The sequence below is a fragment of the Enterococcus italicus DSM 15952 genome (genome assembly GCF_000185365.1).
Classification (GTDB): Bacteria; Bacillota; Bacilli; order Lactobacillales; family Enterococcaceae; genus Enterococcus_G; species Enterococcus_G italicus.
The window spans coordinates 138,913-163,852 of the sequence record NZ_GL622241.1 but is presented as its reverse complement, the minus strand read 5'-3'; the positions used below and the strand labels follow the sequence as shown (position 1 = coordinate 163,852).

The following is a 24,940-nucleotide window of genomic DNA, read 5'->3' as shown; positions in this document are numbered from 1 at the left end:
ACTATTGTCACACTCTTTTATTTTTTGTTTGGTAAGTATGACCCCAATCAGAGAGACTTTCTAAAACAGGAGCTAAGCTATACCCAATCTCAGTTAATTCATATTCGACGCGTGGGGGGACTTCAGGATAAGCCGTTCTTGTAAGCAGCTGATATTGTTCCATCGCTTTCAAATTTTCAGTTAAGACTTTTTGCGAAATGGATCCCACTGATTTTTTCAATTCGCCAAATCGCTTTTTACCAGACATCAGATCTCTTATAATCAGCACGCGCCAGCGATTTGTTAAAAATAATAAGGTCGTCTCTACAGGACAATTAGGTAATTGATTCATCTGTACTCCTTTCAATAGTTTCCTTTAAGAAACTAGATTACAAAAAAGTAGTTACTTTTCAAAAGTAACCACTGGGTATAGTATAGAATGGTAAAGAGAAATATACAAACATGAAGGAAGAATTGTAGATGAAAGTAGCAGTAATAGCAGCAAATGGAAAAACAGGACGATTGATTGTAGAAGAGGCTGTTGACAAGGGCTTGGATGTTACGGCAATTGTCCGTCATACAAATCAGACAGTCGCACAACATGTTTTGGCAAAAGATCTATATGATTTAACCAAAGAAGATATAGAGACGTTTGATGTGGTAGTCGATGCATTTGGGGTTTGGGATCCTGAAAAACTATCAGAACATCAAACGTCCATCGAACATTTAATCAGCATTCTTTCTGGTACGGAAACAAAATTATATGTGATAGGTGGAGCAGGTAGCTTGTATGTGGATGATACAAAAACAACACAATTGTTTGAGACACCAGACTTTCCTGATGCCTATAAGCCAGTCGCTGTGAATATGAGTAAAGGGCTAGATAGTTTGCGCAAATCTGATATCCACTGGGTCTATGTGAGTCCTGCAGCTGATTTCCAAGCAGAAGGAAAAAAAATAGGGAACTATGCGTTTGCCGGCGAACAACTGATGACGAATGAAAAAGGTGAAACATTTATTAGTTACGCAGATTATGCCGCTGCCTTAGTCGAAGAAGTTGTGCATCCTACTGTTGATCAAGCAAGAATTTCAGTATATACAAAAGCATAAAAAAACATGATTCCTAGCAAAGTCTTTTTTAGAGCCTTAGCTAGTGAATCATGTTTTTTAATTAATCTTCTACTGGTACGTCGACTATCCAGCTGTCTGGGTCAGGAAGATCGCCGCATTGGATACCTGTTAAGTTCTCATATAGAGATTTGGTGACAGGTCCGACTTCTGTTTCGCTATAAAAGACATGGAACGCGTCTTTGGTTTGGATCGCGCCAATCGGTGAAATCACCGCTGCAGTCCCACAAGCACCTGCTTCGACAAAATGATCCAATTCATTTACATAGACGTCACCTTCAATTGCTTTTAATCCCAATGCATGCTCTGCTAAGTACAGTAGAGAATACTTGGTGATACTTGGCAAGATTGATGGTGATTTTGGTGTAATGAATTCATTGTCTTTCGTAATACCAAAGAAGTTTGCTGAACCAACTTCTTCAATTTTTGTATGGGTTTCTGGATCAAGGTAGATACAGTCGGAAAAATTATGTTTATGTGCTTCTTCACCTGGTAACATACTTGCTGCATAGTTCCCACCGACTTTTGCTGCTCCTGTTCCTTTTGGTGCTGCGCGGTCATAATCAGAAACGATAAAGTTCGTTGGCGTTAAGCCACCTTTAAAGTACGGACCAACTGGCATGCAAAAGACAGTAAAGATAAATTCTGGAGCTGGTTTCACACCGATTGTGTCCCCAACACCAATTAATAGTGGGCGGATATATAACGTTGCGCCTGTTCCATACGGAGGCACAAAGTCACGGTTCGCTTGCACTACGCTTTTTACTGCTTTCATAAATAATGCTTCTGGAACTTCCGGCATACGTAAGCGCTCAGCACTTCTATTTAGTCGCTTACTATTTTCATCGGGACGGAATAAGTTTATTCCACCGTCTTTACGTCCGTAAGCTTTTAATCCTTCAAAACATTGTTGCCCATAATGTAAGGCAGCAGAGGCTTCTGAAATATGTAGAACGTTATCTTCCGTTAATTTTCCTTCGTTCCATTGCCCGTCTTTCCATTTGGCTAAAAAGCGATAAGGTGTTTTGATATACTCAAACCCTAAGCTTTTCCAGTCGATAGCTTGTGTCATCATAACCACTCCTTTTATTTTCCAAAGTATACCACTAGTTTTTCTTATTGTCATTATTTTCTGAAAACTATCGGCAAAAATAACCTTTTTTCCCGAAGAAGATAATGAAAAAGAGGCGAAATAAAAAAAATAGAAAAAATTTGGGAATAAATAATTTTGTGCTGCTCAATCCAAAAAAAAGAAGAGATAGCTAGTAGCAAAAAAACAGAAAGTCCGAAAGTTTACGAAACAACTTTTAGACTTTCTGTTCTTTGCCATTTTTTTTATCAACGGGAAACTAAAATTTTCCACCACCGCCGCCAAACGATCCGCCGCCGCTTGAATGGGTGGTACTACCACCGCCACCGAGGCCGCCACCATTGTTATTGGATGGTTTTGGTATTCGCCGTGTTGTCACAAAGGATCTGGTTAACTGGTCACTGCGGTCTGTTAAATCGACTGTTCCATTTTGACGATACGCATAATGATAGGTTTTGCGTTTTAATTGATACGTTGATTTAACCCAAATGAAAACAATCAGGCTGATGACTGCCGCTACGGACAAGGCAATCGTAATTTCTAAGGGCGTGAGCACTTTGTAATAAGTAATTTTCCCCGTGTCACGATCTACGCGGTAATGGCCTCCCGGAACGCCCGCCTCGACATAGGAAGTGGCGCCTTCTAAGTAAGTCTTGGCTGCTTCATAATAAGAGCCGGCACTTAGTTGGTCTTTAATATCACTTAAGAGACTTTCTAAGCGACTATCGGTTAAGTAATCAATCATATTTCCTGAAGTGGAGATGTGATATCCCCGTTGCCCCATATCGATTAAAAAGACTGAGCCATTTTGATTATTGCCGACTTTGTCTCGTAAGAACTCATCGGCATACGTTTCTTCAGAGTCGTCATTCGTTGTTGTTGTGACAACGAATACTTCTCCTTTGATTTTTTCGTTTAACGTTTCAGCTAGCTGATTCAACGTTTTTATTTGTTCTGCTGTAAATAAAGAAGCTTGATCATCAACGGCTTGTGCCTTTCCTTGAGTAGGAAATACAACAAATAAACATACGAACAAACTGACCAGTCCTAATCTTTGCATCCATTTCATAGGAAATACCCTCCAATCATTAAAATGATGGCGATAACAGCAAAAATACTGCCACAAAAAGCGGCCAACTTGCCATAGCTTAGTGGTAGGATACCGCTTGTCTTGCCGGTCTGACCGTTCATGGCATAGTAAAAGGTTTTTTTCTTGTCGTCATTGGCTTGATAGGTCACTAACCATACTGGTAAGAGCACATATTGGTTGTCCTCCTTGGTGATAGACAGTTGTTTGTTCGTCGTCCGAAAAGTCGTATAGCCATTGACTGTATCACTTAATAACGATTGACCGTAGTCCGTTAGTTCTTGATGGACGCTTGATTGGATATCTAGGTACTCAATGTCACGTTTTTCGGCTTGAAAGCCAGAAAGGTATTGATTTTCAAAGGCCACGGCTTTTTCAAGCGGGAAGGGCTGAACGCCTTCGACCATTTTTTTTTGTGCGTTTTTAGAAAGCGCATTTTGGATGAAGTCCCGAAAATGTAAGTTCCCCACGCGTCTAACCGCGTATTCTTTGGTCTCTGTGTACTCAATGTCGCCCAATACCCAGACACGTAAGCTAGTACCTACACCGTTTAATTGTCCTTTGGCATCAGCCGATACTGCCCAGTAAGGGAAATAAACGCCAGTTAATTTTTCGACTTGTGCTTGATTAAAGAAATCTTTTGGTACGAACCATTTTTTTTGCGCCCACTGCAAGAAGGTCTGGGTTGCTTTTTCTTTGTTAATGGCAAATGGTAGAACGCGACTCGGTAAAAACTTCCCACTCAGTCGTCCGGTTAAAACGACAGGATTATGGCAAAAGTAACAATACGTCGCAGCCGTCGTGGCATCGGTCACAATTTCTGCGCCACAGCTTGGACAAGTGTATAGTTCCATCTGATTGGCATCTGGCTCTTGTTGCTCGCTATCGGTCTTTTGGGTATCTGAAGCTTGGTCACTGGTTGTTTCATCGACAAGTTGCGCTGCCTTTTGTCTCTCTTCAAAGGCAGACAACTCGTCAGTCGTGAAAATACTTAAACAAAATGGACAGTGAAACTTTTGGTCAGATGGCTCGAATGTTAATGCGCCACCGCAGTTCGGACATTTATGGGTAATGACATCCATTTCAATTCCTCCTTGTGATTTGCTTAGTCAACAGGGACACCTTGAAATGGCTTGCCACATTCTGGACAAAACTTAGGGACACCATCTGCTAAGTCGATAACTGCGCTACAAGCAGCACATTTCATTTTGATGCTTGCGTCAGTGGCTTGTGGTTTGGGCTCGCCACAGTTGCTACAGAATTTCCCTGTATTTTCAGTACCGCATTTGCTGCATGTCCAGCTATTGTTTTGTTGGTTCTGTTGATTTTGTTGCATTTGATTGAGATTAGTTTGCGATGCTTGGTTTAAGAAGTTACCACCAGCATTCATGCCCATACCCATACCGACAAAACTATTGGTTGCACCATTGGGATTGCTGCCGGCATTTTTGATGCCTTCAGCGACAGATCCTTGAACAAATCCTTCACGAATGTTGGCATCGCCTAACATCGCACCTTGATTACGCATATTGATGAGTTTTGTCGAATCATCTGTATACGAAATGCTCGCAACAGCTACTGAAACAATCTCCATGCCGCGGGTTTGTTTCCATTGATCATCTAAGACATCGTCCATGTATTTGCTTAGTTCCATACTCTTTGATGGCACGTAAGAAATACGTTGACCGTCTGCTGACATTTGATTGATGGATGCTTGCAAGGCAGTTAAGAACTCAGCTAAGTATTGCTCGTTGATATCATTGATATCGACTTTTGATTGATTGTGTGGAATCGCATTTTTATAAAATAAAATAGGATCTGTGATTTGAATTGAATACGTACCGTGTGCACGTAAAAATAATTCTGCATTGTAAAAATTATCAAAATAATTGATTGGTGAAGAGGTGCCAAAGCGAATGCCTTTAATTTCTTGTAAGTTAATATAAAAAATTTGTTGCTTTTGCGGTGTCACGCCACCAAATTTAAAGCGATTAAACGTTTCTGAAATCGCCTCTTTCAACGAACCATTAAACATTGAAGGAGCGAGATCATTTTTAATTGTGTAGTAGCCTTCTTCGGCAGTATAGTCAATGATCTTGCCACCATCGACGACTAGCATCATCATATTTGGATAGACGTGAACGACAGAACCGTCTGTAATGACATCATCTGTGCCTTTTTTATTTGATCCGCGCTTGCTATTTTGGCGCACTTTCACACCTTTAGTAAAAACGATCGTATCACCCATATCGTCAGGTTCGATAACTTCTAGCCATTGATCTGCTAAGCCACCGCCGATTGTACTTGTTGCTGCTTTGATTAGTCCCATGAGAGTTCCTCCTCAAATTTTCATTTTTTTTATTATACCATAGACGCAATTATTACAGGCATCCGCCGCAAGTCTGAGTTGTGTACTGGGTCTTAGCTTTCTTTTTTAGGAAAAATTTCGTATAATTATAGATAGTGATTTTTTTAGAATGAGGTGAAAGAGTAGATGGCCTATCAAGCATTGTATCGAGTATGGCGTTCGCAACGATTTGATGAAATTGTCGGACAACAAGCAATTACTCAGACATTAAAAAATGCAATTGTACAGCAACAAATTTCTCATGCTTATCTTTTCACCGGGCCGAGAGGAACAGGGAAGACCAGCGCAGCCAAAATATTTGCCAAAGCTATCAACTGTCCACACAGCGTGGATGGGGAGCCTTGTAACGAGTGTGACATGTGTCTGTCGATTACAAAAGGTAGTCAAGAAGATGTCATTGAAATCGATGCTGCGAGCAACAATGGTGTGGAAGAAATTCGCTTTATTCGTGATCGTGCCAATTACGCACCGACGCAAGCAAAATACAAAGTCTATATTATCGACGAAGTCCATATGTTATCGACGGGGGCGTTTAATGCTTTGTTGAAAACATTAGAAGAGCCGAAAAAGAATGTTATCTTTATTTTGGCGACGACGGAACCACATAAGATTCCTGCGACCATTATTTCACGAACACAACGATTTGATTTCAAGCGCATCTTGCCCCAAGACATCGTGCAGCACTTAGAAGAGATTTTGCAAGAGATGAATCTATCTTATGAGGAAGATGCATTGGCTGTCATTGCACGTGCGGCAGAGGGCGGAATGCGGGATGCGCTGAGTATTTTAGATCAGGCGATTGCCTTTTCAGATGGCACAATCACCACCCAAGATGCCTTTGATGTGACGGGCAGTCTGACGTCTGAATTAATGGACCGCTTGTTACTCGCTTGTCTGACTCATGATGCCACAGGGGCTTTGGAACAATTGGATGGCTTATTAGAGTCAGGGAAAGAAGCCCGACGCTTAATTGAGAATCTATTGTTTTATTGTCGCGATGTTCTCGTACAGCAGCAAGCTCCTGCTTTGTTAACGAAAGAAAACAAGCGCCTTACAGATGATTTCTTGCAATTGGCGCAACAACTACCGACTGAGCGCTTGTACGAATGGATTACAATCTTAAATACGACTCAAAACGATATTCGTCTGACGACCAGTCCAACGGTATACCTAGAGGTCGCCATGGTCAAATTAGCCGCAGAAGGCTCGACGATAACTGTGCAGTCAAGCCCACAAGCCCCAGAAGTAGCTGGTGAATTGACCCAGCAAGTCCAATCGTTGCAAAAAGAAGTGAATGAGTTGCGACAGCAGCTGCGACAAGTCAATCAGCAAGCACCAGACCGTAAGTCAGTGAATGCTGTCCGCCCGAGCCACAGTAAATACCGAGTCCCAAGAGAACGCGTCAACCAAGTCTTAAAAGCAGCTACCAAACAACGCATGCAACAACTACAAACGGTCTGGGAAGATGTGTTGGATTCGATGACACCGACGCAAAAAGCAATGCTAAAAGCTAGTGAGTTAAAAGCAGCAAGTGAAGAAGGACTCGTGATTGCTTTTGATTATGAAATTATTTGTCAACGGGCGACAACGGATCAAGAATTCTCGCTCGCGTTGCACAACCACATTAGCCGATTTGTCAGTGATTACGCACCAAGCCCTGTTTTTATTACGAAGGAAGATTGGCCCAATTTGCGGAAAGATTTTCTTGCGGGAAACCATGAAAATGATACACTGGAGGAAGAACCTGAAGCAGTAGGCGAAGTGGAATTACTTTCAACTCAAGACGATCAGCTGGTCGCAAAAGCCCAAGAATTATTTGGCGAACTAACAACAATCGAAAAAAACTAAGAAATGAGGAATAGCAAATGATGCGTGGAATGGGAAATATGCAAGGTATGATGAAACAAGTACAAAAAATGCAAAAAGAAATGGTGAAAGCGCAAGAAGCATTGAATGAGCGTGAATTTACAGGTGAGTCGACCAATGGCTATGTAAAAATCACAATTACTGGTGATCGGAAAGTGAAACAAGTAGCGATTGATCCAGCGATTGTCGATCCTGAAGATGTTGAAATGATGGAAGATTTAGTAGCAATGGCAATGAACGACGTGATTCAAAAAGTCGAAAAAGAAATTGAAGCAACCATGGGTAAATATACAAAAGGTATCCCAGGGTTCTAAGATAGGAGACAACGATGCAATATCCTGAACCAATCGCTCGTCTCATCGCAAGTTATATGAACTTGCCTGGGATTGGTCAAAAAACAGCCACAAGATTAGCCTTCCATACGATTGATATGAAAGACGAAGTGGTAAATGAGTTTGCCAAGTCATTGCTGAGTGTAAAGCGTGATTTACAGTTTTGTTCAATCTGTGGCAATATTACAGAAGAAGATCCGTGTGAGATTTGTGCAGATAAGACGCGCGATCGGAGCACGATACTCGTGGTAGAAGAGCCAAAAGACGTCATGGCAATGGAAAAAATGCGAGAATATCATGGCCTGTATCATGTATTGCATGGCGTATTGTCCCCGATGGAAGGGACAGGACCAGATGATATCAACATCGCTGCCCTGATTCAGCGGCTACATAATGAAGAGGTAAAAGAAGTCATTCTTGCCACCAATGCGACGACAGAAGGTGAAGCGACTGCGATGTATTTGTCGCGTTTAATCAAACCAGCTGGGATCAAAGTGACTCGTTTGGCGCATGGCTTAGCAGTCGGTAGTGATATAGAATACGCCGATGAAGTGACTTTGCTAAAGGCCGTAGAAGGACGAAGAGAGCTATAAGTATGGAAAAGATATTGGAGGAGAGCGTGTGAGCGGATTATTTATCACCATTGAAGGGCCAGACGGTGCAGGGAAAACGACAGCACTAAATGAGTTATTTCCTCGATTGGAGAAAGAAACAAATAGAAAAGTCATCGCAACTAGAGAGCCTGGTGGTGTGCGCATTTCTGAGAAGATCCGTGACTTAATACTGGATCCAAACAACGAAGAGATGGATGTGCGAACGGAGGCTTTGCTCTATGCAGCTGCTCGTCGCCAACACTTAATTGAAGTGATTATGCCAGCTTTAGCAGCGGGTCATATTGTTTTGTGTGATCGTTTTGTGGATAGCTCACTCGCATATCAAGGAGCAGGCCGCCGTATCGGTATCGAGAGCGTTGCTCAAATCAATGAGTTTGCGACAGAAGGCTTGCAACCTGATTTCACCTTGTATTTGGATATTGATTCAGATGAAGGGCTAAGAAGAATTCAAACCAGCCGAAAAGCTGGTATTGATCGCTTAGAGACAGAAGGGTTAGAGTTTCATCAGCGTGTCCGCCATGCCTATTTAAAGTTGGTGGAAAAAGAACCTGAGCGTTTTTCATTAATTCATGCGAACCAAGACGTGCAAGAAGTGGTCAATGAGTGTTATACTATAATTAAGATAAAGTACCCAACATTTTTTGAGGAGTGAGAAACATGAAATTAATTATAGCAATTGTTCAAGACAAAGATAGTAACCGTTTAGCAAATGAATTTATCGATGCCAATATTCGTGCGACCAAGCTCTCATCAACTGGTGGGTTTTTAAAAGCCGGTAACAGCACATTTATTATCGGGATTGAAGACGAACGCGTAGACGAAACATTAGAGCTCATCAAAAAAGCATGCCAGTCTCGTCGTCAATACGTATCGACCCCGATGTCATTAGATATTTCGTTAGATGGACAAGTACCTTATCCTGTAGAAGTAGAAGTTGGTGGTGCGACAGTGTTCGTCTTACCAATGGAAGGATTCCATCAATATTAAAGGAGAAGCAAGCGATGGAAGAAACTACTTTTTTAGCTACACACCAGCCGCGGCTTTTCAAGCAAATAAAAAAAATGATTGAGCATGGGCATTTGGCTCATGCTTATCTTTTTGAAGGCGACCAAGGGACTGGCAAGCATGAAGCAAGTCTTTGGATTGCCAAACGTCTTTTTTGTGAAGAGCCACAAGCAGGCAATCCATGCAATCACTGCATGCAATGCGTCAGAATTGACCAAGGCGAGCACCCAAACGTCCGCGTCGTAAAACCGGATGGACTGACAATTAAAGTCGAGCAAATCCGCCAACTTCAAAGTGAATTCACCAAGTCTGGATTTGAACAAAAGTTGCAATGTTTTATTATTCAAGAAGCAGATAAGATGAGCGTTCAAGCTGCCAATAGTTTATTGAAATTTTTGGAAGAACCTGAAGGAACGTTTGTGGCGATGCTAGAGACCAATGCCTTAGGAAAAATCTTGCCGACGATTCAATCAAGGTGTCAAGTGCTACACTTTTCACCATTATCAAAAGACCGATTGTTTGAACGATTACAAGAAATAGAAATTCCTCTTTTGACTGCAAAACTATTGGTACAACTGACCAATAGTTTTGAGAAAGCAGTTGAAATCTCTACGGATGAATGGTTTAATGATGCTAAGGATAGCGTAAACAAATGGTTTCAACTGCTGAAAAATCAAAGTCCCAATGCGTATTTATTCGTGCAACGAAAGCTAGTGCCTAAAGCCAAAGAACGGTCTCAGCAAGAGCGCCTTTTGCAGCTGTTGCAACTATTGTATCAGCAAGAATTAAAGCAAGGACAACTGGCTGATTCGAACGCGTTGGAAGCTATCTTAGATGCAAAGAAAAAATTAGCAGCCAATGTTTCGTTTCAAAATGTTGCGGAGCAGTTAGCGTTGCGATTACTCAATAAGAAGTATAAGTAAGGTAGAGGGGGATTCCCATGGTTGAAGTGATTGGTATACGCTATAAAGAAGCTGGCCAAATATACTATTTTTCTCCTGGAAAAGAAGTCTTTCAATATGGTGATGCAGTTTTAGTACATTCACAAGAATCAGTCTATTATACAAAGGTCGTTATTCCGAACAAGTCGGTCCATAAAGATGATGTGCCACAACAGTTAAAAACGATTATTCGAAGAGCAACAGGCGACGATGAAACAAAGCACCAAAAAAATCTAAAAGAGGCCGCAGAAGCCTTACAAATAGCAAAGAAAAAGATTCGCCAACGCGAATTAGAAATGAAATTAGTGCATGTCGAATATTCATTTGATCGCTCTAAAATGATTTTTCAATTTACAGCCGATGGGCGCATCGATTTTCGGGAATTGGTCAAAGACTTAGCAAGTGTGTTCCGTACACGGATTGAATTACGTCAGATTGGTGTCCGGGATGAAGCCAAATTAATAGGCGGTATAGGGCCTTGTGGACGGCAGTTGTGTTGTTCGACGTTTTTAGGTGATTTTGTTCCAGTATCGATTAAGATGGCAAAAGACCAAGGCCTATCATTAAATCCGACCAAGATTTCTGGCCTGTGTGGTCGCTTGATGTGTTGTTTGGCCTATGAAAATGATACTTATGCAGAAGCCAAAAAAGAGATGCCTGACTATGGTCAAGAAATACTTACACCTGATGGCAAAGGAAGAGTGACGGGCTTAAATATGCTCTCACGGGTTGTTCAAGTAAGATTATTTGGACATGATCAGACTACTGTCGAATACGATAGTGAAGAGCTACAGGAATTCGTCAAAGCAGGTGAAACGCATGAAAATGGATAAGCGCACTGTCTACGATGGATTAAATGATTTTGAAGAGGAATTACAAGCACTATTAGCTAATCTAGGCTCAATGAAGACGACATTACAAGATATTGTTGAAAAAAATACCCAACTTGAACTCGAAAATCAACGACTGAGAGATCATATTCGTGAGTTGAATCATATTGCTGAAACACCAGCCGAAAAGGTCAAGCAAGAGCTATCCAAGTCACGTATGAACTTAGAGAAGATATATGAAGAAGGCTTTCATGTCTGCTATGACCTTTATGGTTCTAGGAGGGAACGCGATGAGCCGTGTGCATTTTGTTTGGAAGTAATCTATCGAGAAATTGGCAAATAAAAAAGAGAGGGTAGCTTACTCTCTCTTTTTCTAAATAGTAGAGGAGAAATTTCGTGTTTCAACAAAAGAGTTATCAAACCCAAGTTTCTGGGACGTTGTATTTGGTTCCTACGCCGATTGGCAATCTAGACGACATGACGTTACGCAGTTGCAAGTTGTTAAAAGAATGTGATCTAATTGCCAGTGAGGATACACGTAATACACAAAAATTATTAAATCATATTGATAGTCAAGTCCCACAGATGAGTCTCCATGAGCACAACTATCGTGAGCGTGTGCCGCAGTTAATTAAGCTATTAAAAGATGGTAAGACGATAGCGCAAGTGAGTGATGCTGGGATGCCATCGATTAGTGACCCAGGTCATGAATTAGTAGTCGCGTGTATTCAAGAGCAGATTCCTGTCGTTGCCGTACCAGGGCCGACTGCTGGTCTTACAGCTTTGATTGCTTCAGGATTGACACCGCAGCCTCATTATTTTTATGGTTTTTTACCAAGGAAAAAGAAAAAACAAGTCGAAGAATTACAAAAATTAGCCGATCAAGTTGCGACGCTGATTTTTTATGAGTCCCCATATCGGGTCGCTGCTACGCTCGAAGCGATGCGGATGGTGTTTGGCGGTGAGCGCCAAGTAGTTATTTGTCGCGAGTTGACCAAGATTCATGAGGAATACATACGCGGATCGATTGATGAACTTTGTGAGTATTTGCAAGAGACAGTGTTAAAAGGGGAATGCTGCTTGCTAGTTGCAGGGAAACTTGAAGAAGAACCAATCCTAGCTGAGTATTCACTTGAAGACGGTCTTGAAATGATTGCCACACGGGTCGCAGCTGGTACAAAAGCCACAAAAGCAATCAAAGAAGTTGCTAAGGAAACAGGGCTATCTAGACAAGAATTATATAGCGCCTATCATCAAGAGGAGTAGCAGACAAGGCATCAGTGGTTTGCTGATAATCCGACTAAAATGGCGAGACGAACGACAAGTAAAAAACCAGAAAATCCACAAGTTTGAGAAATGTCTTGTGGATTTTCTGGTTTTTTTTAGTTTATGCGATCAAAATGATCATAAAGATAGGTCAAATCGGCTATTTCATCGACGATTTCTCGGCCAATATTTGTTTCTTTGACGGTTTTGCGATGGGTGACTTTTTCGACAAGTCGACGAGTCGAGATGATATCTGTTCCTGTCTGCACGGCTTCGGTCACCGAAGTAAATGGCTGATGAGCGACTAATTGTAAGCCGTAGCTATTAGACAGTAATGTATAGCCAGCGATGCCGGTCTCTTTTTGATAGCTTTTGGCAAAGCCACCGTCAATTACTAGCATCCGTCCATTGGCTTTCACTGGGTTCTCACCATTTTTTTCTTTGACAGGTGTATGTCCATTAATAATATGGCCATCGATAGGAAGATGAAAGGCCTGTAAAATCTCCTGACAAATTTGTTCTTGATCACGGAGATGATAGTAAGCATTCTTCTTTTCCACATGGGTCTTCTTGTCTTTAATATAATAGCGTTCAAAGGTTGTCATGGCATTTTTACCAAAGAGTGAGGAGCATTCACCAGTCCACAAGTACCATAAAATATCCGTTGCTAAATCCTCATGTACGTGTGGTTGAGTATAGCTAGCTCGGACTTGACGGTCGAAAAAGTCCAGTAGCTCTTTACCAGAATAATGGCATTGGTCGATACGGAGTGACTTAAAATCGCCATTTTCATGGAGCGGGATGCACCCGTGGATGAGCAGATTATGATTGTAGCACAAATACATGCTCCCTTTTTCAATTAAGAAATCCATGTGTCGTTTTAAGCGCTCAGAAGATTGAAAGTTATGCATTAGCTGTGTAATCAATTGCTCTTCTTCAGCAGTCAAGGCAGTGGGGTCGTTCCAATCGACAGTTGGTGCTTGGAAATCTTGGAGTGGATGAGTCTTCCCATCAAGGACAATCGTCATTTCATCTGCATCGATTGCTTCAAGCACTTTGCGATGATTCATCTTAAATTCAGGCCGGCGATGAATGAGTTGCCCTTCCAGCTTGAATTGTAAAATGGCAGTCGCTTCTTGAACGAGTGCCAGTGTTTCTTTTTCAGACACGTTGCACGTCTCATTGCCAGTTAATTTGGGTAAAAATGGATCTGACACGGTATAATGCTTACGACTATAGTCAACCAATGAGCGAATAGATACACCATAGCGCTCTTCTAAAATGTCTAAATTCCCGTAACGGGCACAAATGCGAATCAAATTCATCAATGATAATTTGGAACCAGCCATAGCTGCCATCCAAACAATATCATGATTGCCCCACTGGATGTCGACTGAGTGATACGTCAACAATCGGTCCATGATAGCATCGGGTGCCGGACCACGGTCATAGATATCGCCGACCACGTGTAGATGATCGACGACAAGCCGTTGAATCGTCGTTGCCAAGTCTTCGATGAGCTCATCGGCCTGTCCAAGCTGAATGATTTTTTTGATGATATCATGGACATAAAAGGCCTTTTCTTGGTCTTTTTGAGTTTCGGTCAGTAATTCTTCGATAATATAGCGAAAGCGCTCAGGCAATGCTTTGCGAACTTTGGAGCGCGTGTATTTTTTGCTCGAAAAGGTAATCATTTTTACCAATAAAATAATTTTTTGCTCATACCAAGTAGGTAGGTCGCTTGTCGAATGGATCGTTTTGATTTGTGTGAGTTTTTGTTGGGGATAATAGATTAAGGTAGCTAATTCATTTTCTTCAATCGGTTCTAACGCGAGATACTCTTGTAGCTTTTCTTTGACACTGCCAGAGCCATTTCTCAAGACGTGATCAAAAGCTTCAAATTCACCATGGACATCGCTTAAAAAGTGCTCAGTACCTTTGGGAAGATGGAGTATTGCTTCTAAGTTAATTAATTCAGTCGCAACTCTCTCTCTACTTGCAAACGTTTCTTTCAATAAACCATAGTATTTTTCCTGATTCATTCTCTTCACCTCAATAAGTGAACTATAGCAAAAAAAAGACAACTTGTATATAGATTTAATACAAGTTGAGTTGCGATTTTTGAATGGATGAAGCAAACCAAAATGCTTTTAGCAAAAGTGCTTTTGTTGATAGCGAACGTTCGTTTGGTATATACTATATGTGAGGTGAGGCTAGATGAGTGAATTATCATTTCCGTTAAAAAATGATCTTTCAAGAAAAATTATTCATATTGATATGGACGCATTCTTTGCCTCTGTCGAAGAAAGAGATGCACCTTCATTGGCCAAAAGCCCACTAGTCATTGCGCGTCATCCGAAAGATACAGGTGGTCGCGGGGTCGTGACGACAGCAAATTATTTGGCACGCCAATATGGCATTCACTCGGCGATGAGTGCCCAAAAAGCCTATGAACTTTGCCCGCAAGCGGTATTTCTACCTGGCAATTACGAGAAGTATCGCGCAGTCTCGAAACAAGTTAGAGAGATATTTCAGCGCTATACAGATCTTGTCGAGCCAATGTCGATTGACGAGGCCTATCTTGATGTCACAGAAAATAAGATTCAAGCGAAATCGGCCATCAAAGTCGCCAAATGTATTCAGTATGATATTTGGCATGAGTTGCAGTTAACCTGTTCAGCGGGTGTCAGCTATAATAAGTTTTTAGCTAAATTGGCGTCTGACTATCAAAAGCCGCGCGGTTTGACAGTCGTGATGCCAGAAGATGCGGTGGCTTTTCTAAAGAAATTGCCGATTGAAAAATTTCACGGCGTAGGGAAAAAGACTGTCCCTAAAATGCATGAACTAGGGATACATACTGGTGCTGATTTATATGAGAAGGATGAATTTTTTTTGATTCAGCAGTTTGGCAAGATGGGCTATTCCTTGTTTCGAAAAGTGAGAGGTATCCATCTTTCGCCAGTCGTAACGACAAGAGAGCGTAAGTCAGTCGGGAAAGAGCGCACATATGGGACGCTGTTAACGACAGAAGAAAGTTGCTTGACGCAATTGCGACAGCTTTCAGAAGAAGTAGCTGACCTGCTGAAGAAGCTAGAGCGTCATGGCAATATTGTCGTTTTAAAGATGAGGACTGCCGACTTTGTCACAAAAACCAAACGGATGACGCTGAATCGAGCCACGCATCGCAAAGAAGAGATTTTTTCCGTTGCGAGCGTATTATTTGAGGAGGAGAATCAAGTCGATCGAGGAATACGTCTTTTAGGCGTTACGGTGACGGGACTGAATCCTTTGACGTATGAAAATATTGAGCTACCGCTATGGCAAACGAATGTTTCAGATTAGAAAAAAATGGTTAGCAATAGCTAGAAAAAAGACAGAAAATCTGAAAGTTATCTCTCAAACTTTGGGACTTCTGTCTTTTTGTCATCATAGTGAGTCTTGAAATTTTCAGGACAAATTTAGTAACCTCTCATGTCTTTATATATGAACAAACGGTGTTTTAAAAGCAACGCTCTCGACCCATCAGTCATTTGCTCATTCTCTTTCATTAGTGTCGATCAGCGTCGATGCATTCGGACCAAATGATGGCCTTTTTTTGCTTTAAGGAAGCTGGGACGTCGAGTATTCGTTGATTGCTGCTGCCGCGAAATTGCAAGGATAAGTCTCGCTTAGTTAGCTCAAAGCGCCCATCGACTAGCACATCAAGTTCGGCTAATAAATCAAGTTTGTCTTGTGACTCAAGCAATAATTCTTCAAAAGTATAGCCACTCCATGACCAGATATCTTTTTTTGGGCCATAGGTAGCTCGGACTGATCGAACGACTTGTAGGCAAACAGCGGTATTTAAAAATGGTTCCCCACCTAGAAGTGTGAGACCTTGCACATAATCATGGCTTAAATCAGCAATGATTTGCTCCAATAAAGCTGGCGTAAATGGTTGCCCATAGCGAAAATTTTGGACTGCTTTATTAAAGCACCCTTCGCAAGCAAAGAGGCAGCCACTGACATAGAGGCTATTTCGGACGCCTTGGCCGTCAACAAAGTTAAATGGTTTGTAATCAGCAACATAGTGTTGACTGTATTGGCTTGCAAGCCATTCTTTTGGTTGTGGATTTCGCATCGTGAGCGCCCCTTTTTACATATTTTTTACACGAGCAGAGATTTCTTTGTGTCGACCGTGAACCATCGGGCGGGCTTGGGGATTCCCTAGATAGCCACACGTACGCTTGACCACGTCACAACTTTTTGGATCATGATTGCCACATTGAGGGCATTCAAAACCTCGCTCAGTTGGATGGAAGTCTCCTTCAAAGCCACATTGATAGCAATGATCAATTGGCGTATTGGTTCCTAAATAGCCAACTCTTGAGTAGGCATAGTCCCAAACTGCCTCAAGGGCTTTTTTATTTTGTTGCAAGACTGGGTACTCACAATAGTGAATGAATCCACCTGAACAATAAGCAGGATAGTCCATTTCAAAGGCAATTTTTTCAAACGGTGTCGGATTTTTCCGTACATCAAAGTGAAAACTGTTTGTGTAATATTCTTTATCGGTAATATCTTTCACTCGACCAAATTTTTCCGTGTCCAAGCGGCAGAAGCGGTCGGTTAAGCTTTCACTTGGCGTGGAGTAGACGCTAAAATGGTAGTCATACTCATCTGACCACGCATCTGCATGAGCTTTTAAGGCCTTCACTATGTCTAATGTGAACGCTTTGGCAGCAGACGTGTGTTCCCAATCGCCGCCAAAAAAGGCTGCAGCTGTTTCATATAAGCCAATGTAGCCCAAAGAGACAGTGGCTCTGCGGTGGCGGAAAAGCTCATCGACCGATTGATTTTTTTGAAGTCGCTTGCCAAACGCGCCATACATATATAAAATCGGCGCATTTGCAGGTGTGGCTTCTTTGCATCGTTGGACACGATAGACCAAGGCATCTTTCACAATGCTCATCCGTTCTTCAAATAACATCCAAAAACGCTCGCGATCACCATGGGCTTCTAGTGCGATGCGAGGTAAATTCACTGTCACGACCCCTAGATTCATACGGCCAACATTGACTTCTTTGCCTGTTTCATCTTGCCATCCTTGAAGAAATGAACGACAACCCATCGGCACTTTAAAGCTCCCAGTCAGCTCGACCAGCTTATCGTAATTCAAGACGTCTGGATACATGCGCTTTGTGGCACAAGTTAATGCGAGTTGTTTGATGTCGTAGTTTGGATCTTGTGGGTTTAGGTTTACACCTGACTTTAAGCTAAAAATGAGCTTCGGAAAAATCGCCGTGCGATGTTCGCTTCCTAGACCGTTAATGCGGATTTGCAAAATGGCTTTTTGAATTTCTCGCTCATACCAATTTAAGCCTAAGCCAAAGCCAAGCGAAGTGAATGGCGTCTGGCCATTTGAAGTAAATAGCGTATTGATTTCGTACTCCAGACTTTGCATGGCATCAAAAATATCTTTTTTCGTTTTCTTTTTTGCGAAGGCATGTTGCTTTTTCTCGCCATCAATCCATTCTCGTGCATCGGCCAAGTGCTTGTCGTAATTCAATTTCGCAAAAGGAGCGAGGAGTTCATCAATACGATCAGCTGAGCAGCCACCATATTGACTCGAAGCGACATTGGCAATAATTTGCGATATTTGAGCAGTCGCGGTTTGAATGGACTTTGGTGATTCAACATCAGCATTGCCCATCTTAAACCCTTCATTAAGCATGCTTTGAAAATCTATCAAGCAACAGTTAGTCATGGGTGCATAGGGATGATAATCCAAATCATGGTAATGAATGTCCCCTTTTTGATGTGCATTTGCGACATGCGGTGGCAACATCTTTAGCCCAATTGATTTGCCAACAATCCCAGCTGTTAAATCGCGTTGGGTATTAAACACATTGCTATCTTTATTGGCATTTTCATTGACGACTGTCTGATCGCGATTGCGTAACTTATCAATCGTGACATTAATATCTAGAGCTTGTTCACGCTCTAAGTCACGTTGAGAACGATAGTGCATATAATGCTCTGCCAATTGATACAAGTGATTTTGAATTAACGTATGCTCCACGATGTTTTGGATTTCATAAATTTTGACATTTTTTTTAAAGCGAGCAGCGATTTCTTGGTTGATTTGAGTAACAATTTGATGAATGACTTGATGGTCGCTAGCTTGTAACGGTCCATTGACTTGTTGTGTGGCTTTGAGCAAGGCATCATAAATTTTTTGATCATCAAAGACAACAAAGCGTCCATCACGTTTAACAACTTTCATTTTTTTTAACTGATTGTGGACGATAGAAGATTGCTCATCTTTTCTTTTTAAAACAATCATTGAGATTCAGCTCCTTTTGTACTAGTATCCATGATAGAATAATAACATGATAAATACAACTATATATTGAAAAAAATATTTATAAAACACTATATATAGTGTTTTTTCGTTGTGACTGTTCGTTTGTATGAATCATGAATATTAATGTGAATAACCAATCAAAATGAGTCTAATTCGCCTCAGTTAGGTCGGTTTTGAGGAACAAACAAGAGAACAGCAACCGTATCGTTGATGGATAAGATATAGTACAATGAATGAAAAGGGGGAAACGATTATGCCAAAAATGATTCAAGTTTCTTATGTGTCCAAATCATACGGAACGCGCTTTAATCGCACGAAAGTTCTTGAAAACTTATCATTTAGTGTTGATAAGGGTGAGTTTGTGGGCATCATGGGGCCGAGTGGTGCGGGTAAGACGACCTTAATGAATCTCTTAGCAACGATTGATGCCCCGACTCTTGGTTCGATTACGATTGCCAATCAAGAAGTGACAAAGTTGGATGAAAAAGAGCGAAGCGACTTTCGGCGAAAAGAAATCGGCTTTATTTTTCAAGATTATAATTTGCTAGAGACGATTACGGTGAAAGACAATATTTTGTTGCCATTAGCGATTGATCGGACATCTGTTCAAGAGAGTGAGCAGCGGATCAATGAAATTAGTGAATTATTGGGTCTGGCGCATTTACTGGATCGCTACCCAAGTGAATTATCCAATGGACAAAAACAGCGCGTGACAGCTGCCAGAGCGATTATTAAGCGACCAAGTGTGGTATTTGCTGATGAGCCGACTGGGGCACTTGATTCCAAAGCAGCCACTGAGCTGCTGCGCTACCTATCAGATGTCAATCGCCAAGAGGATACGACAATCTTGATGGTTACCCATGATCCTTTTACCGCTAGTTATTGCAATCGAATTTTATTTATTAAAGATGGTGTCTTTTTTTCTGAGGTAGTCAAACGTGGCTCACGAAAAGAATTTTTTGATCAAGTGATTGATATGCAAGCAACCATTGGTGGGGGAGGTAGAATGAATGCTCACTAAGATATTGTTGCGTAGCTTCTCCAAACAATTGCGGGCATATATGGTCTATTTTTTGTGTATTTTAACTGCGGTGATGATTTTTTATTCTTTTGGTGCGATGACCTATGATCAGCCTATTGTGCGAAGCGTGAAACAAGATGTGCAATTAGCCGGGGTCTTAAGCTTTGGCAATATTGTCGTTGCGATGGTGGTTTTAGCCTTTATGTTAAGTGCTAATCATTTCTTTTTCCAACAAAGGAAAAATGAATTAGGCATCTATCAGCTCTTTGGAATGAAAAAAGTACAGATTGTGACGATGTTTCTACTCGAGACAATTTTGTTGAATGTGTTTTCTTTAGTAACGGGGATGCTCATGGGGCTACTCTTTTCAAAATTATTTACGATGATTTTGATTAAGGCGATGGGATTAAATATTGCCAGTGTTTTTTTTATTTCGTGGGTATCAGTTCGCAATACGATACTGGTCTTTTTATTTGCTTTATTCGTCACCTCGATGCAAAATATCTGGCTTCTTCGTGGTAAGACATTGACGCCGTTGTTACAAGCGGAAAAAGAAGGATTTTATTCGTCTAAGTATTGGGGATTTAGTCGGCGCATGATGGCCTGTTTAGGTGTGATATTTATTAGTATCGGGTATTATGTTTCCATTCATTTTCTAGCTATATTAGAAGGCTATATTAAGGAAACTGAAGATTTTAGTGCAATTTTTTGGCTGCCCATTCTGATATTTGCTTTATGTATCGCGGGAACATTTTTATTTTATGCCTATACGTTACCACGAGTATTTGATTTGATTGCAAGACGAAAAAGAATGAAGTATCGGTCTCTTTATGGCTTTATGTTAGGTTCCATTCGCTTTCAAGTGCATAAAAGTTGGCGAATTCTTTCCTTTGTGACGGTCATTGTTGGTTTTGCGATACTGTTTATCGGTACGGCTTCGGGATTGTTTGCTTTAAGCTATCGCTTGAATGCAATGGAAAATCCGACCATGTTTCAAGTCACTCCCCAAAAAGAAGCAAAACTAACGCAATTAATTGCTGATGAAGATGGTGTAATTAGTGCAGAAGAAAAAGTCACTTTCAAGTTAACGGGTGTATATTTGAAGCAAAAATTAGCGGCAATCGATAAAAAGTTTGTCGGGCAGGCCAATCTCGTCAATCTGGTGTCGCTTTCGGAATATCAGCAAGTGCAACGGCTATTTCCTGATGCACCAAGAATTGACCAATTATCTAATCAGGAGACAGTCTTTTTCAATCAAGATTTTCTGATAAGCCGCAAGCTATCTACATATGATCGAACAGTTCAATTGTTTCAAGGAGAAACGCTTACGATGACTGCCATGTACGGGGATTACTTTGGTAATAACATGTTGCGTTACAGTGAAAATTTGTTGGTCGTGACGGATGCAGTCTGTCAGCGGATCACAGGCTATACGCATCAACTCATCTATCTAAATGCATCAGGTCTCAATCAAGCAACTTTTCAAACCGCCTACGAAAAGCAACTAAAGGAAGAATGGATAGAGCCGCTCTATTATGCAATTGACTACAAAAACCAAGCACTCACTGGTACCATTCAATCTGAAAAATTGACCACTACGAATGATAATACATATAATTATTATAGTGGTGAGGCATTACGACTAAGTAGTACCAATCGCTACCCAAGGATGCGTTTGGCACGAAGAGAAGGTGGCTTGTTTATCTTCGTGTCAGTCTTTGTCGGTGGGATTATCCTGGTTAGTACAGCTTCTTCTTTGATTGTACGGCAGTTTAGTCGAGCGGAAGAGGAACAAGCAAACTTTCGATTGTTAAAAAACTTAGGTGTTTCGGAAAAAGAGAGACGTCGTGCCATTTATTTTTCAAATGCAGGCATTTTTTTTCCAGTCATTTTGTTGGCCACCACACATGGGTCGGTCGCAGTTTATACTGTTGTTCAATTATTACCGGGTGCGAGTTATTGGCTCGTGTACTTATTTGGTTTACTGGCGATAGTTAGCTTTAGTTTGTTTTACGTTCTTTCCGCTGTGATTTCAATTCGAATTACCGAACAATCCTCATAATCACATTTCCGATAGCTCAGGGGTTATCGGTTTTTTTATCTAACAAAATTGTTAGTTCATTGAAGAAAATGACACCTAAATCAATGTCAGGAAACGACACTTGTGATTAAAATAAAGACTAGAGTTGGAATGGAGGGAAGAAAAATGAAAGAGAAGTTGCATATTGTTTGGTCAAAAGAGTGGGTTCAATTTGTGGCTAGGACGCTTTTTTATTTTCTCATACTAATGGGACTCATCTATTTGTATCATTATCGTACGATTCAAGGTGGGACCTTCATTTACAATGAGTTTTAATGAGGTGAAAGCAGATGCGCTATATTTATGAAGAAATTGACAAAATTGCTACAAAACAGCCAAACGCGAAAGTTTATATTGGAAAAACCACGCATACGTATTGTGAATTAAAAAAACAATCCGATCAGCTGGCGCGATATTTTGCCGCGAACGTAGCCCAAAGTGAGCCGATTGTTGTCTATGGTGGGCAAGAGTTTGGCATGATTGTGGCGTTCTTAGCTGCCATGAAATCTGGTCATCCCTATATTCCAATTGAAACCCATACGCCACCAGAACGATTGGCATATATTGTTGATATTGCTAAACCGGCACTTTGCGTCTGGACTAGTGAATGCCCGATGGAGTTGCCTTGTTCCACAGTATCTCTGGAGCAACTAATGACCGAGAGTCTAAAACAGGAAGCGGTGGTCCCAAAAGGATTGGCGTTAGATGAAACGGTCTATATTATTTTTACTTCAGGAACTACAGGAGTACCAAAGGGCGTTCAAATAAGCCAACAGAATTTATGGTCATTTGTCCAGTGGGCATTGCAGGACTTAGGGATTCATAAAGAAGATCGCTTTTTATCGCAAGCACCATTTTCATTTGATTTATCTGTAATGAGTGTCTACCCAGCGCTCCTGATTGGCGGTGCATTGGTACCACTTGCTAAGGAGACTGTGGACGATTTTAAGGAACTTTTTTCGGTCCTACCCAAGTTGCCGATTGATGTCTGGGTATCGACCCCCTCTTTTATCGATATTTGTTTGATGGAGCCAGCTTTTTCTCACAATGAGCTTCCTAGTTTACGAGTATTTTTATTTTGTGGAGAAGAATTAACTAAGGAAACAGCAAAGAAATTGTTGCAAAAATTCCCAGAAGCAATGATTTATAACACATACGGTCCGACAGAAGCGACCGTAGCTGTATCACAAATTCAAGTAACAACTGAGTTATTAGAAGCAGTGAACCGACTCCCAATTGGTTATGTCAAAGAAGATACGAAGGTCACCATCATGCATGGCAATCAAGTTGTTGTTGGTGAGACTGGAGAAATTGTCCTATCTGGTCCGAGTATCTCAAAAGGGTATGTAAATAATCCAAGCAAAACAGCGGCTGCATTTTTTACGTTGAACGGCGAGCCTGCTTATCGAACAGGTGATGCGGGTAAGGTGATTGATGGTCTGTTGTACTATGAGGGACGGATTGACTTTCAGGTGAAACTCCACGGCTATCGCATTGAATTAGAAGAGATTGATCATCATTTGATGGCTATCGAGGGTATAAAGCAAGCAATCGTCGTGCCAAAGTACAACCAGCATAAAGTCCAACAACTACTTGCCTATGTCGTGATGGAAACGACGGAAACAAAGGATTATGAACGAGCGAAGATGATTCGACAAGAATTAAAGAAAACAGTGATGCCGTACATGATTCCTCAAAAATACGTATTTTGTGAGCAGTTACCGCGAACGGCAAATGGCAAACTTGATCGCAAGCGACTAATTCAAGAGGTGAACCCAACATGATGTTCCCTCATATGATTCCATATGCTGAACCGATTTATTTTTTCTATTTGCTACTGGCCTTGTGTCCATTGGCGATTGGGTTGTATTTTGGCAAGCGAGTGAAGTGGTACGAATCCTGCGTCACACTATTGTTTCTTTGGATGAGTTTTGGTGGTGAGCAGTGGCACCAAGGACTCGCACTTGTTGGCTATGTCTTATGGCAAAGTGGGGTCGTAGGTACTTATTTTCACTTACGTTCTAAGAAGAATCAGACGAGTGTTTTTTATCTCTTTGTCTTATTGGCTATTTTCCCATTAGCAATTACCAAGGTTGTTCCGTTTTTTCATGATAATCAGCCGTCATTGTTAGGGTTTTTAGGAATCTCCTATTTGACCTTTCGTTCAGTCCAAATGGTGATGGAAATGCGCGATGGTATGATCAAAGAGTATCAGTGGTTGCATTTTATTCGCTTCTTACTCTTTTTCCCGACAATCTCATCGGGGCCAATCGATCGGTATCGTCGTTTTGAAAAAGAGGCCAATCAAGCCCCTGCAGACTATCTTGATTACTTAGAAAAAGGTGTCAAACGCCTGTTTCTAGGCTTTCTCTATAAGTTTATGCTAGGCTATTTTTTCGGCCAAGTATTGTTACCAGTCGTCGCGAAGGAAGCGATGATGAGCGGAGGGGTATCTTGGGCCCTTGTTGGCTATATGTATGTGTACAGTATGTATCTCTTTTTTGATTTTGCGGGGTATAGTTTATTCGCCATCGCTACGAGTAATTTCATGGGGTATGACGTACCAATCAACTTTAACAAACCATTTTTGGCTCCCAATATCAAAGAATTTTGGAACCGATGGCACATGTCACTATCATTTTGGTTTCGAGATTATGTGTACATGCGCTTGATGTTTACGTTAATGAAGAAAAAAGTGTTTAAAAGTCGGGTGGTGTCATCGAATGTCGGCTACTTCGCTTTATTTCTATTAATGGGAATCTGGCATGGGTTAACGTGGTACTACATCGCTTATGGTATTTATCATGCGACGTGGATTTGTCTGAATGATGCGTGGATTCGCTATAAAAAAAGACACCCGTCATTACCATCCAATCGGCTTACTCACTCATTGGCGGTAATTGGGACCTTTCATGGTGTATGTCTTAGCTTTTTACTTTTTTCAGGATTTTTAAATACACTATTTTTCTTAAAATAATCACAAAGGA

24 protein-coding genes are annotated in these 24,940 nt (G+C 41.2%); 16 read left to right on the top strand and 8 right to left on the bottom strand.

What is annotated here, in order from left to right; genetic code table 11:
• Positions 1–7: 7 nt before the first annotated feature.
• Entirely contained in the window at positions 8–331 is a 324-nt protein-coding gene (locus HMPREF9088_RS00775) for a winged helix-turn-helix transcriptional regulator (RefSeq protein ID WP_007207182.1), read from the bottom strand.
• Positions 332–459: 128 nt separating this feature from the next.
• On the opposite strand from HMPREF9088_RS00775, the gene HMPREF9088_RS00770 reads away from it, so the two are divergent.
• Entirely contained in the window at positions 460–1,089 is a 630-nt protein-coding gene (locus tag HMPREF9088_RS00770; RefSeq protein ID WP_007207181.1) for an NAD(P)-dependent oxidoreductase, read from the top strand.
• Between the two features lie 61 nt (positions 1,090–1,150).
• Here the strand turns inward: HMPREF9088_RS00770 and HMPREF9088_RS00765 are convergent, their stop codons facing one another.
• The 4 genes from HMPREF9088_RS00765 to HMPREF9088_RS00750 form a co-directional block, all read right to left on the bottom strand.
• Positions 1,151–2,179 carry a branched-chain amino acid aminotransferase gene (locus tag HMPREF9088_RS00765; RefSeq protein WP_040365999.1) on the bottom strand — a complete coding sequence of 343 codons (1,029 nt, stop codon included), beginning with the start codon at positions 2,177–2,179 and terminating at the stop codon, positions 1,151–1,153.
• A 277-nt stretch (positions 2,180–2,456) separates the two neighbouring features.
• Positions 2,457–3,257, bottom strand: a complete 801-nt coding sequence (locus tag HMPREF9088_RS00760; RefSeq protein ID WP_040367076.1) for a TPM domain-containing protein — start codon at positions 3,255–3,257, stop codon at positions 2,457–2,459.
• A gap of 5 nt (positions 3,258–3,262) precedes the next feature.
• Entirely contained in the window at positions 3,263–4,366 is a 1,104-nt protein-coding gene (locus HMPREF9088_RS00755) for a TFIIB-type zinc ribbon-containing protein (protein ID WP_007207178.1), read from the bottom strand.
• Positions 4,367–4,389: 23 nt separating this feature from the next.
• Positions 4,390–5,613: an SPFH domain-containing protein gene (locus HMPREF9088_RS00750; RefSeq protein ID WP_007207177.1), complete on the bottom strand. Its 1,224-nt coding sequence runs from the start codon at positions 5,611–5,613 to the stop codon at positions 4,390–4,392.
• A gap of 165 nt (positions 5,614–5,778) precedes the next feature.
• Here HMPREF9088_RS00750 and dnaX point away from each other — a divergent pair, with 165 nt between their 5' ends.
• Genes dnaX through rsmI form a run of 9 tightly spaced genes read left to right on the top strand, consistent with a single transcriptional unit; the run spans position 5,779 to position 12,506 of the window.
• Positions 5,779–7,500: a DNA polymerase III subunit gamma/tau gene (gene dnaX / locus HMPREF9088_RS00745; RefSeq protein ID WP_007207176.1), complete on the top strand. Its 1,722-nt coding sequence runs from the start codon at positions 5,779–5,781 to the stop codon at positions 7,498–7,500.
• Positions 7,501–7,517: 17 nt separating this feature from the next.
• Positions 7,518–7,832, top strand: a complete 315-nt coding sequence (locus tag HMPREF9088_RS00740) for a YbaB/EbfC family nucleoid-associated protein (protein ID WP_007207175.1) — start codon at positions 7,518–7,520, stop codon at positions 7,830–7,832.
• Between the two features lie 14 nt (positions 7,833–7,846).
• A complete protein-coding gene (gene recR, locus HMPREF9088_RS00735; protein ID WP_007207174.1) occupies positions 7,847–8,443 on the top strand; it encodes a recombination mediator RecR in 597 nt (198 codons plus the stop codon).
• Positions 8,444–8,471: 28 nt separating this feature from the next.
• Entirely contained in the window at positions 8,472–9,116 is a 645-nt protein-coding gene (tmk, locus tag HMPREF9088_RS00730) for a dTMP kinase (protein ID WP_007207173.1), read from the top strand.
• A gap of 5 nt (positions 9,117–9,121) precedes the next feature.
• Positions 9,122–9,451 (top strand): cyclic-di-AMP receptor, encoded by a 330-nt coding sequence (locus HMPREF9088_RS00725; RefSeq protein ID WP_007207172.1) that lies wholly within the window; start codon positions 9,122–9,124, stop codon positions 9,449–9,451.
• Between the two features lie 14 nt (positions 9,452–9,465).
• A complete protein-coding gene (gene holB / locus HMPREF9088_RS00720) occupies positions 9,466–10,392 on the top strand; it encodes a DNA polymerase III subunit delta' (protein ID WP_007207171.1) in 927 nt (308 codons plus the stop codon).
• A gap of 17 nt (positions 10,393–10,409) precedes the next feature.
• A complete protein-coding gene (locus HMPREF9088_RS00715) occupies positions 10,410–11,243 on the top strand; it encodes a PSP1 domain-containing protein (RefSeq protein WP_007207170.1) in 834 nt (277 codons plus the stop codon).
• Positions 11,236–11,583: a DNA replication initiation control protein YabA gene (locus HMPREF9088_RS00710; RefSeq protein WP_211205542.1), complete on the top strand. Its 348-nt coding sequence runs from the start codon at positions 11,236–11,238 to the stop codon at positions 11,581–11,583. Before HMPREF9088_RS00715 ends, HMPREF9088_RS00710 begins: the two co-directional genes overlap by 8 nt.
• Positions 11,584–11,636: 53 nt before the next feature.
• Positions 11,637–12,506, top strand: coding sequence for a 16S rRNA (cytidine(1402)-2'-O)-methyltransferase (gene rsmI / locus HMPREF9088_RS00705; protein ID WP_007207168.1), 870 nt, complete (start codon positions 11,637–11,639; stop codon positions 12,504–12,506).
• A gap of 116 nt (positions 12,507–12,622) precedes the next feature.
• Here the strand turns inward: rsmI and HMPREF9088_RS00700 are convergent, their stop codons facing one another.
• Positions 12,623–14,548, bottom strand: coding sequence for a fructose-bisphosphatase class III (locus HMPREF9088_RS00700; RefSeq protein ID WP_007207167.1), 1,926 nt, complete (start codon positions 14,546–14,548; stop codon positions 12,623–12,625).
• 175 nt (positions 14,549–14,723) lie between these two features.
• Here HMPREF9088_RS00700 and dinB point away from each other — a divergent pair, with 175 nt between their 5' ends.
• Positions 14,724–15,848: a DNA polymerase IV gene (gene dinB, locus HMPREF9088_RS00695; RefSeq protein WP_007207166.1), complete on the top strand. Its 1,125-nt coding sequence runs from the start codon at positions 14,724–14,726 to the stop codon at positions 15,846–15,848.
• A gap of 205 nt (positions 15,849–16,053) precedes the next feature.
• On the opposite strand, the gene nrdG is transcribed toward dinB, so the two are convergent.
• On the bottom strand, positions 16,054–16,626 hold the full coding sequence (nrdG, locus tag HMPREF9088_RS00690; protein ID WP_007207165.1) for an anaerobic ribonucleoside-triphosphate reductase activating protein: 573 nt from the start codon (positions 16,624–16,626) through the stop codon (positions 16,054–16,056).
• Between the two features lie 15 nt (positions 16,627–16,641).
• Complete coding sequence (gene nrdD, locus HMPREF9088_RS00685; protein WP_007207164.1) at positions 16,642–18,831, bottom strand: anaerobic ribonucleoside-triphosphate reductase; 2,190 nt, start codon at positions 18,829–18,831, stop codon at positions 16,642–16,644.
• 274 nt (positions 18,832–19,105) lie between these two features.
• Here nrdD and HMPREF9088_RS00680 point away from each other — a divergent pair, with 274 nt between their 5' ends.
• The 5 genes from HMPREF9088_RS00680 (at position 19,106) to dltB (ending at position 24,930) form a co-directional block, all read left to right on the top strand.
• Positions 19,106–19,873, top strand: a complete 768-nt coding sequence (locus HMPREF9088_RS00680) for an ABC transporter ATP-binding protein (protein WP_040365997.1) — start codon at positions 19,106–19,108, stop codon at positions 19,871–19,873.
• Positions 19,863–21,935: an FtsX-like permease family protein gene (locus HMPREF9088_RS00675; RefSeq protein WP_007207162.1), complete on the top strand. Its 2,073-nt coding sequence runs from the start codon at positions 19,863–19,865 to the stop codon at positions 21,933–21,935. The genes HMPREF9088_RS00680 and HMPREF9088_RS00675 overlap by 11 nt, the downstream gene beginning before the upstream one ends.
• A 144-nt stretch (positions 21,936–22,079) precedes the next feature.
• Positions 22,080–22,229, top strand: coding sequence for a teichoic acid D-Ala incorporation-associated protein DltX (locus HMPREF9088_RS11525; RefSeq protein ID WP_071859019.1), 150 nt, complete (start codon positions 22,080–22,082; stop codon positions 22,227–22,229).
• A gap of 14 nt (positions 22,230–22,243) precedes the next feature.
• A complete protein-coding gene (gene dltA, locus HMPREF9088_RS00670) occupies positions 22,244–23,737 on the top strand; it encodes a D-alanine--poly(phosphoribitol) ligase subunit DltA (RefSeq protein WP_007207160.1) in 1,494 nt (497 codons plus the stop codon).
• Complete coding sequence (gene dltB, locus HMPREF9088_RS00665; RefSeq protein WP_007207159.1) at positions 23,734–24,930, top strand: D-alanyl-lipoteichoic acid biosynthesis protein DltB; 1,197 nt, start codon at positions 23,734–23,736, stop codon at positions 24,928–24,930. Before dltA ends, dltB begins: the two co-directional genes overlap by 4 nt.
• The last annotated feature ends 10 nt before the right edge of the window (positions 24,931–24,940 follow it).

Bases quoted from the DNA above. Each gene is read 5' to 3' on its own strand.
- HMPREF9088_RS00740 (WP_007207175.1), top strand. From the start codon at position 7,518: ATGATGCGTGGAATGGGAAATATGCAAGGTATGATGAAACAAGTACAA.
- HMPREF9088_RS00710 (WP_211205542.1), top strand. From the start codon at position 11,236: ATGGATAAGCGCACTGTCTACGATGGATTAAATGATTTTGAAGAGGAA.
- recR (WP_007207174.1), top strand. From the start codon at position 7,847: ATGCAATATCCTGAACCAATCGCTCGTCTCATCGCAAGTTATATGAAC.
- HMPREF9088_RS00725 (WP_007207172.1), top strand. From the start codon at position 9,122: ATGAAATTAATTATAGCAATTGTTCAAGACAAAGATAGTAACCGTTTA.
- dinB (WP_007207166.1), top strand. From the start codon at position 14,724: ATGAGTGAATTATCATTTCCGTTAAAAAATGATCTTTCAAGAAAAATT.
- dnaX (WP_007207176.1), top strand. From the start codon at position 5,779: ATGGCCTATCAAGCATTGTATCGAGTATGGCGTTCGCAACGATTTGAT.
- dltB (WP_007207159.1), top strand. From the start codon at position 23,734: ATGATGTTCCCTCATATGATTCCATATGCTGAACCGATTTATTTTTTC.
- HMPREF9088_RS00715 (WP_007207170.1), top strand. From the start codon at position 10,410: ATGGTTGAAGTGATTGGTATACGCTATAAAGAAGCTGGCCAAATATAC.
- HMPREF9088_RS00765 (WP_040365999.1), bottom strand. From the start codon at position 2,179: ATGACACAAGCTATCGACTGGAAAAGCTTAGGGTTTGAGTATATCAAA.
- HMPREF9088_RS00775 (WP_007207182.1), bottom strand. From the start codon at position 331: ATGAATCAATTACCTAATTGTCCTGTAGAGACGACCTTATTATTTTTA.
- HMPREF9088_RS11525 (WP_071859019.1), top strand. From the start codon at position 22,080: ATGAAAGAGAAGTTGCATATTGTTTGGTCAAAAGAGTGGGTTCAATTT.
- HMPREF9088_RS00755 (WP_007207178.1), bottom strand. From the start codon at position 4,366: ATGGATGTCATTACCCATAAATGTCCGAACTGCGGTGGCGCATTAACA.
- HMPREF9088_RS00700 (WP_007207167.1), bottom strand. From the start codon at position 14,548: ATGAATCAGGAAAAATACTATGGTTTATTGAAAGAAACGTTTGCAAGT.
- HMPREF9088_RS00675 (WP_007207162.1), top strand. From the start codon at position 19,863: ATGCTCACTAAGATATTGTTGCGTAGCTTCTCCAAACAATTGCGGGCA.
- HMPREF9088_RS00680 (WP_040365997.1), top strand. From the start codon at position 19,106: ATGCCAAAAATGATTCAAGTTTCTTATGTGTCCAAATCATACGGAACG.
- dltA (WP_007207160.1), top strand. From the start codon at position 22,244: ATGCGCTATATTTATGAAGAAATTGACAAAATTGCTACAAAACAGCCA.
- nrdG (WP_007207165.1), bottom strand. From the start codon at position 16,626: ATGCGAAATCCACAACCAAAAGAATGGCTTGCAAGCCAATACAGTCAA.
- HMPREF9088_RS00770 (WP_007207181.1), top strand. From the start codon at position 460: ATGAAAGTAGCAGTAATAGCAGCAAATGGAAAAACAGGACGATTGATT.
- HMPREF9088_RS00750 (WP_007207177.1), bottom strand. From the start codon at position 5,613: ATGGGACTAATCAAAGCAGCAACAAGTACAATCGGCGGTGGCTTAGCA.
- holB (WP_007207171.1), top strand. From the start codon at position 9,466: ATGGAAGAAACTACTTTTTTAGCTACACACCAGCCGCGGCTTTTCAAG.
- nrdD (WP_007207164.1), bottom strand. From the start codon at position 18,831: ATGATTGTTTTAAAAAGAAAAGATGAGCAATCTTCTATCGTCCACAAT.
- HMPREF9088_RS00760 (WP_040367076.1), bottom strand. From the start codon at position 3,257: ATGCAAAGATTAGGACTGGTCAGTTTGTTCGTATGTTTATTTGTTGTA.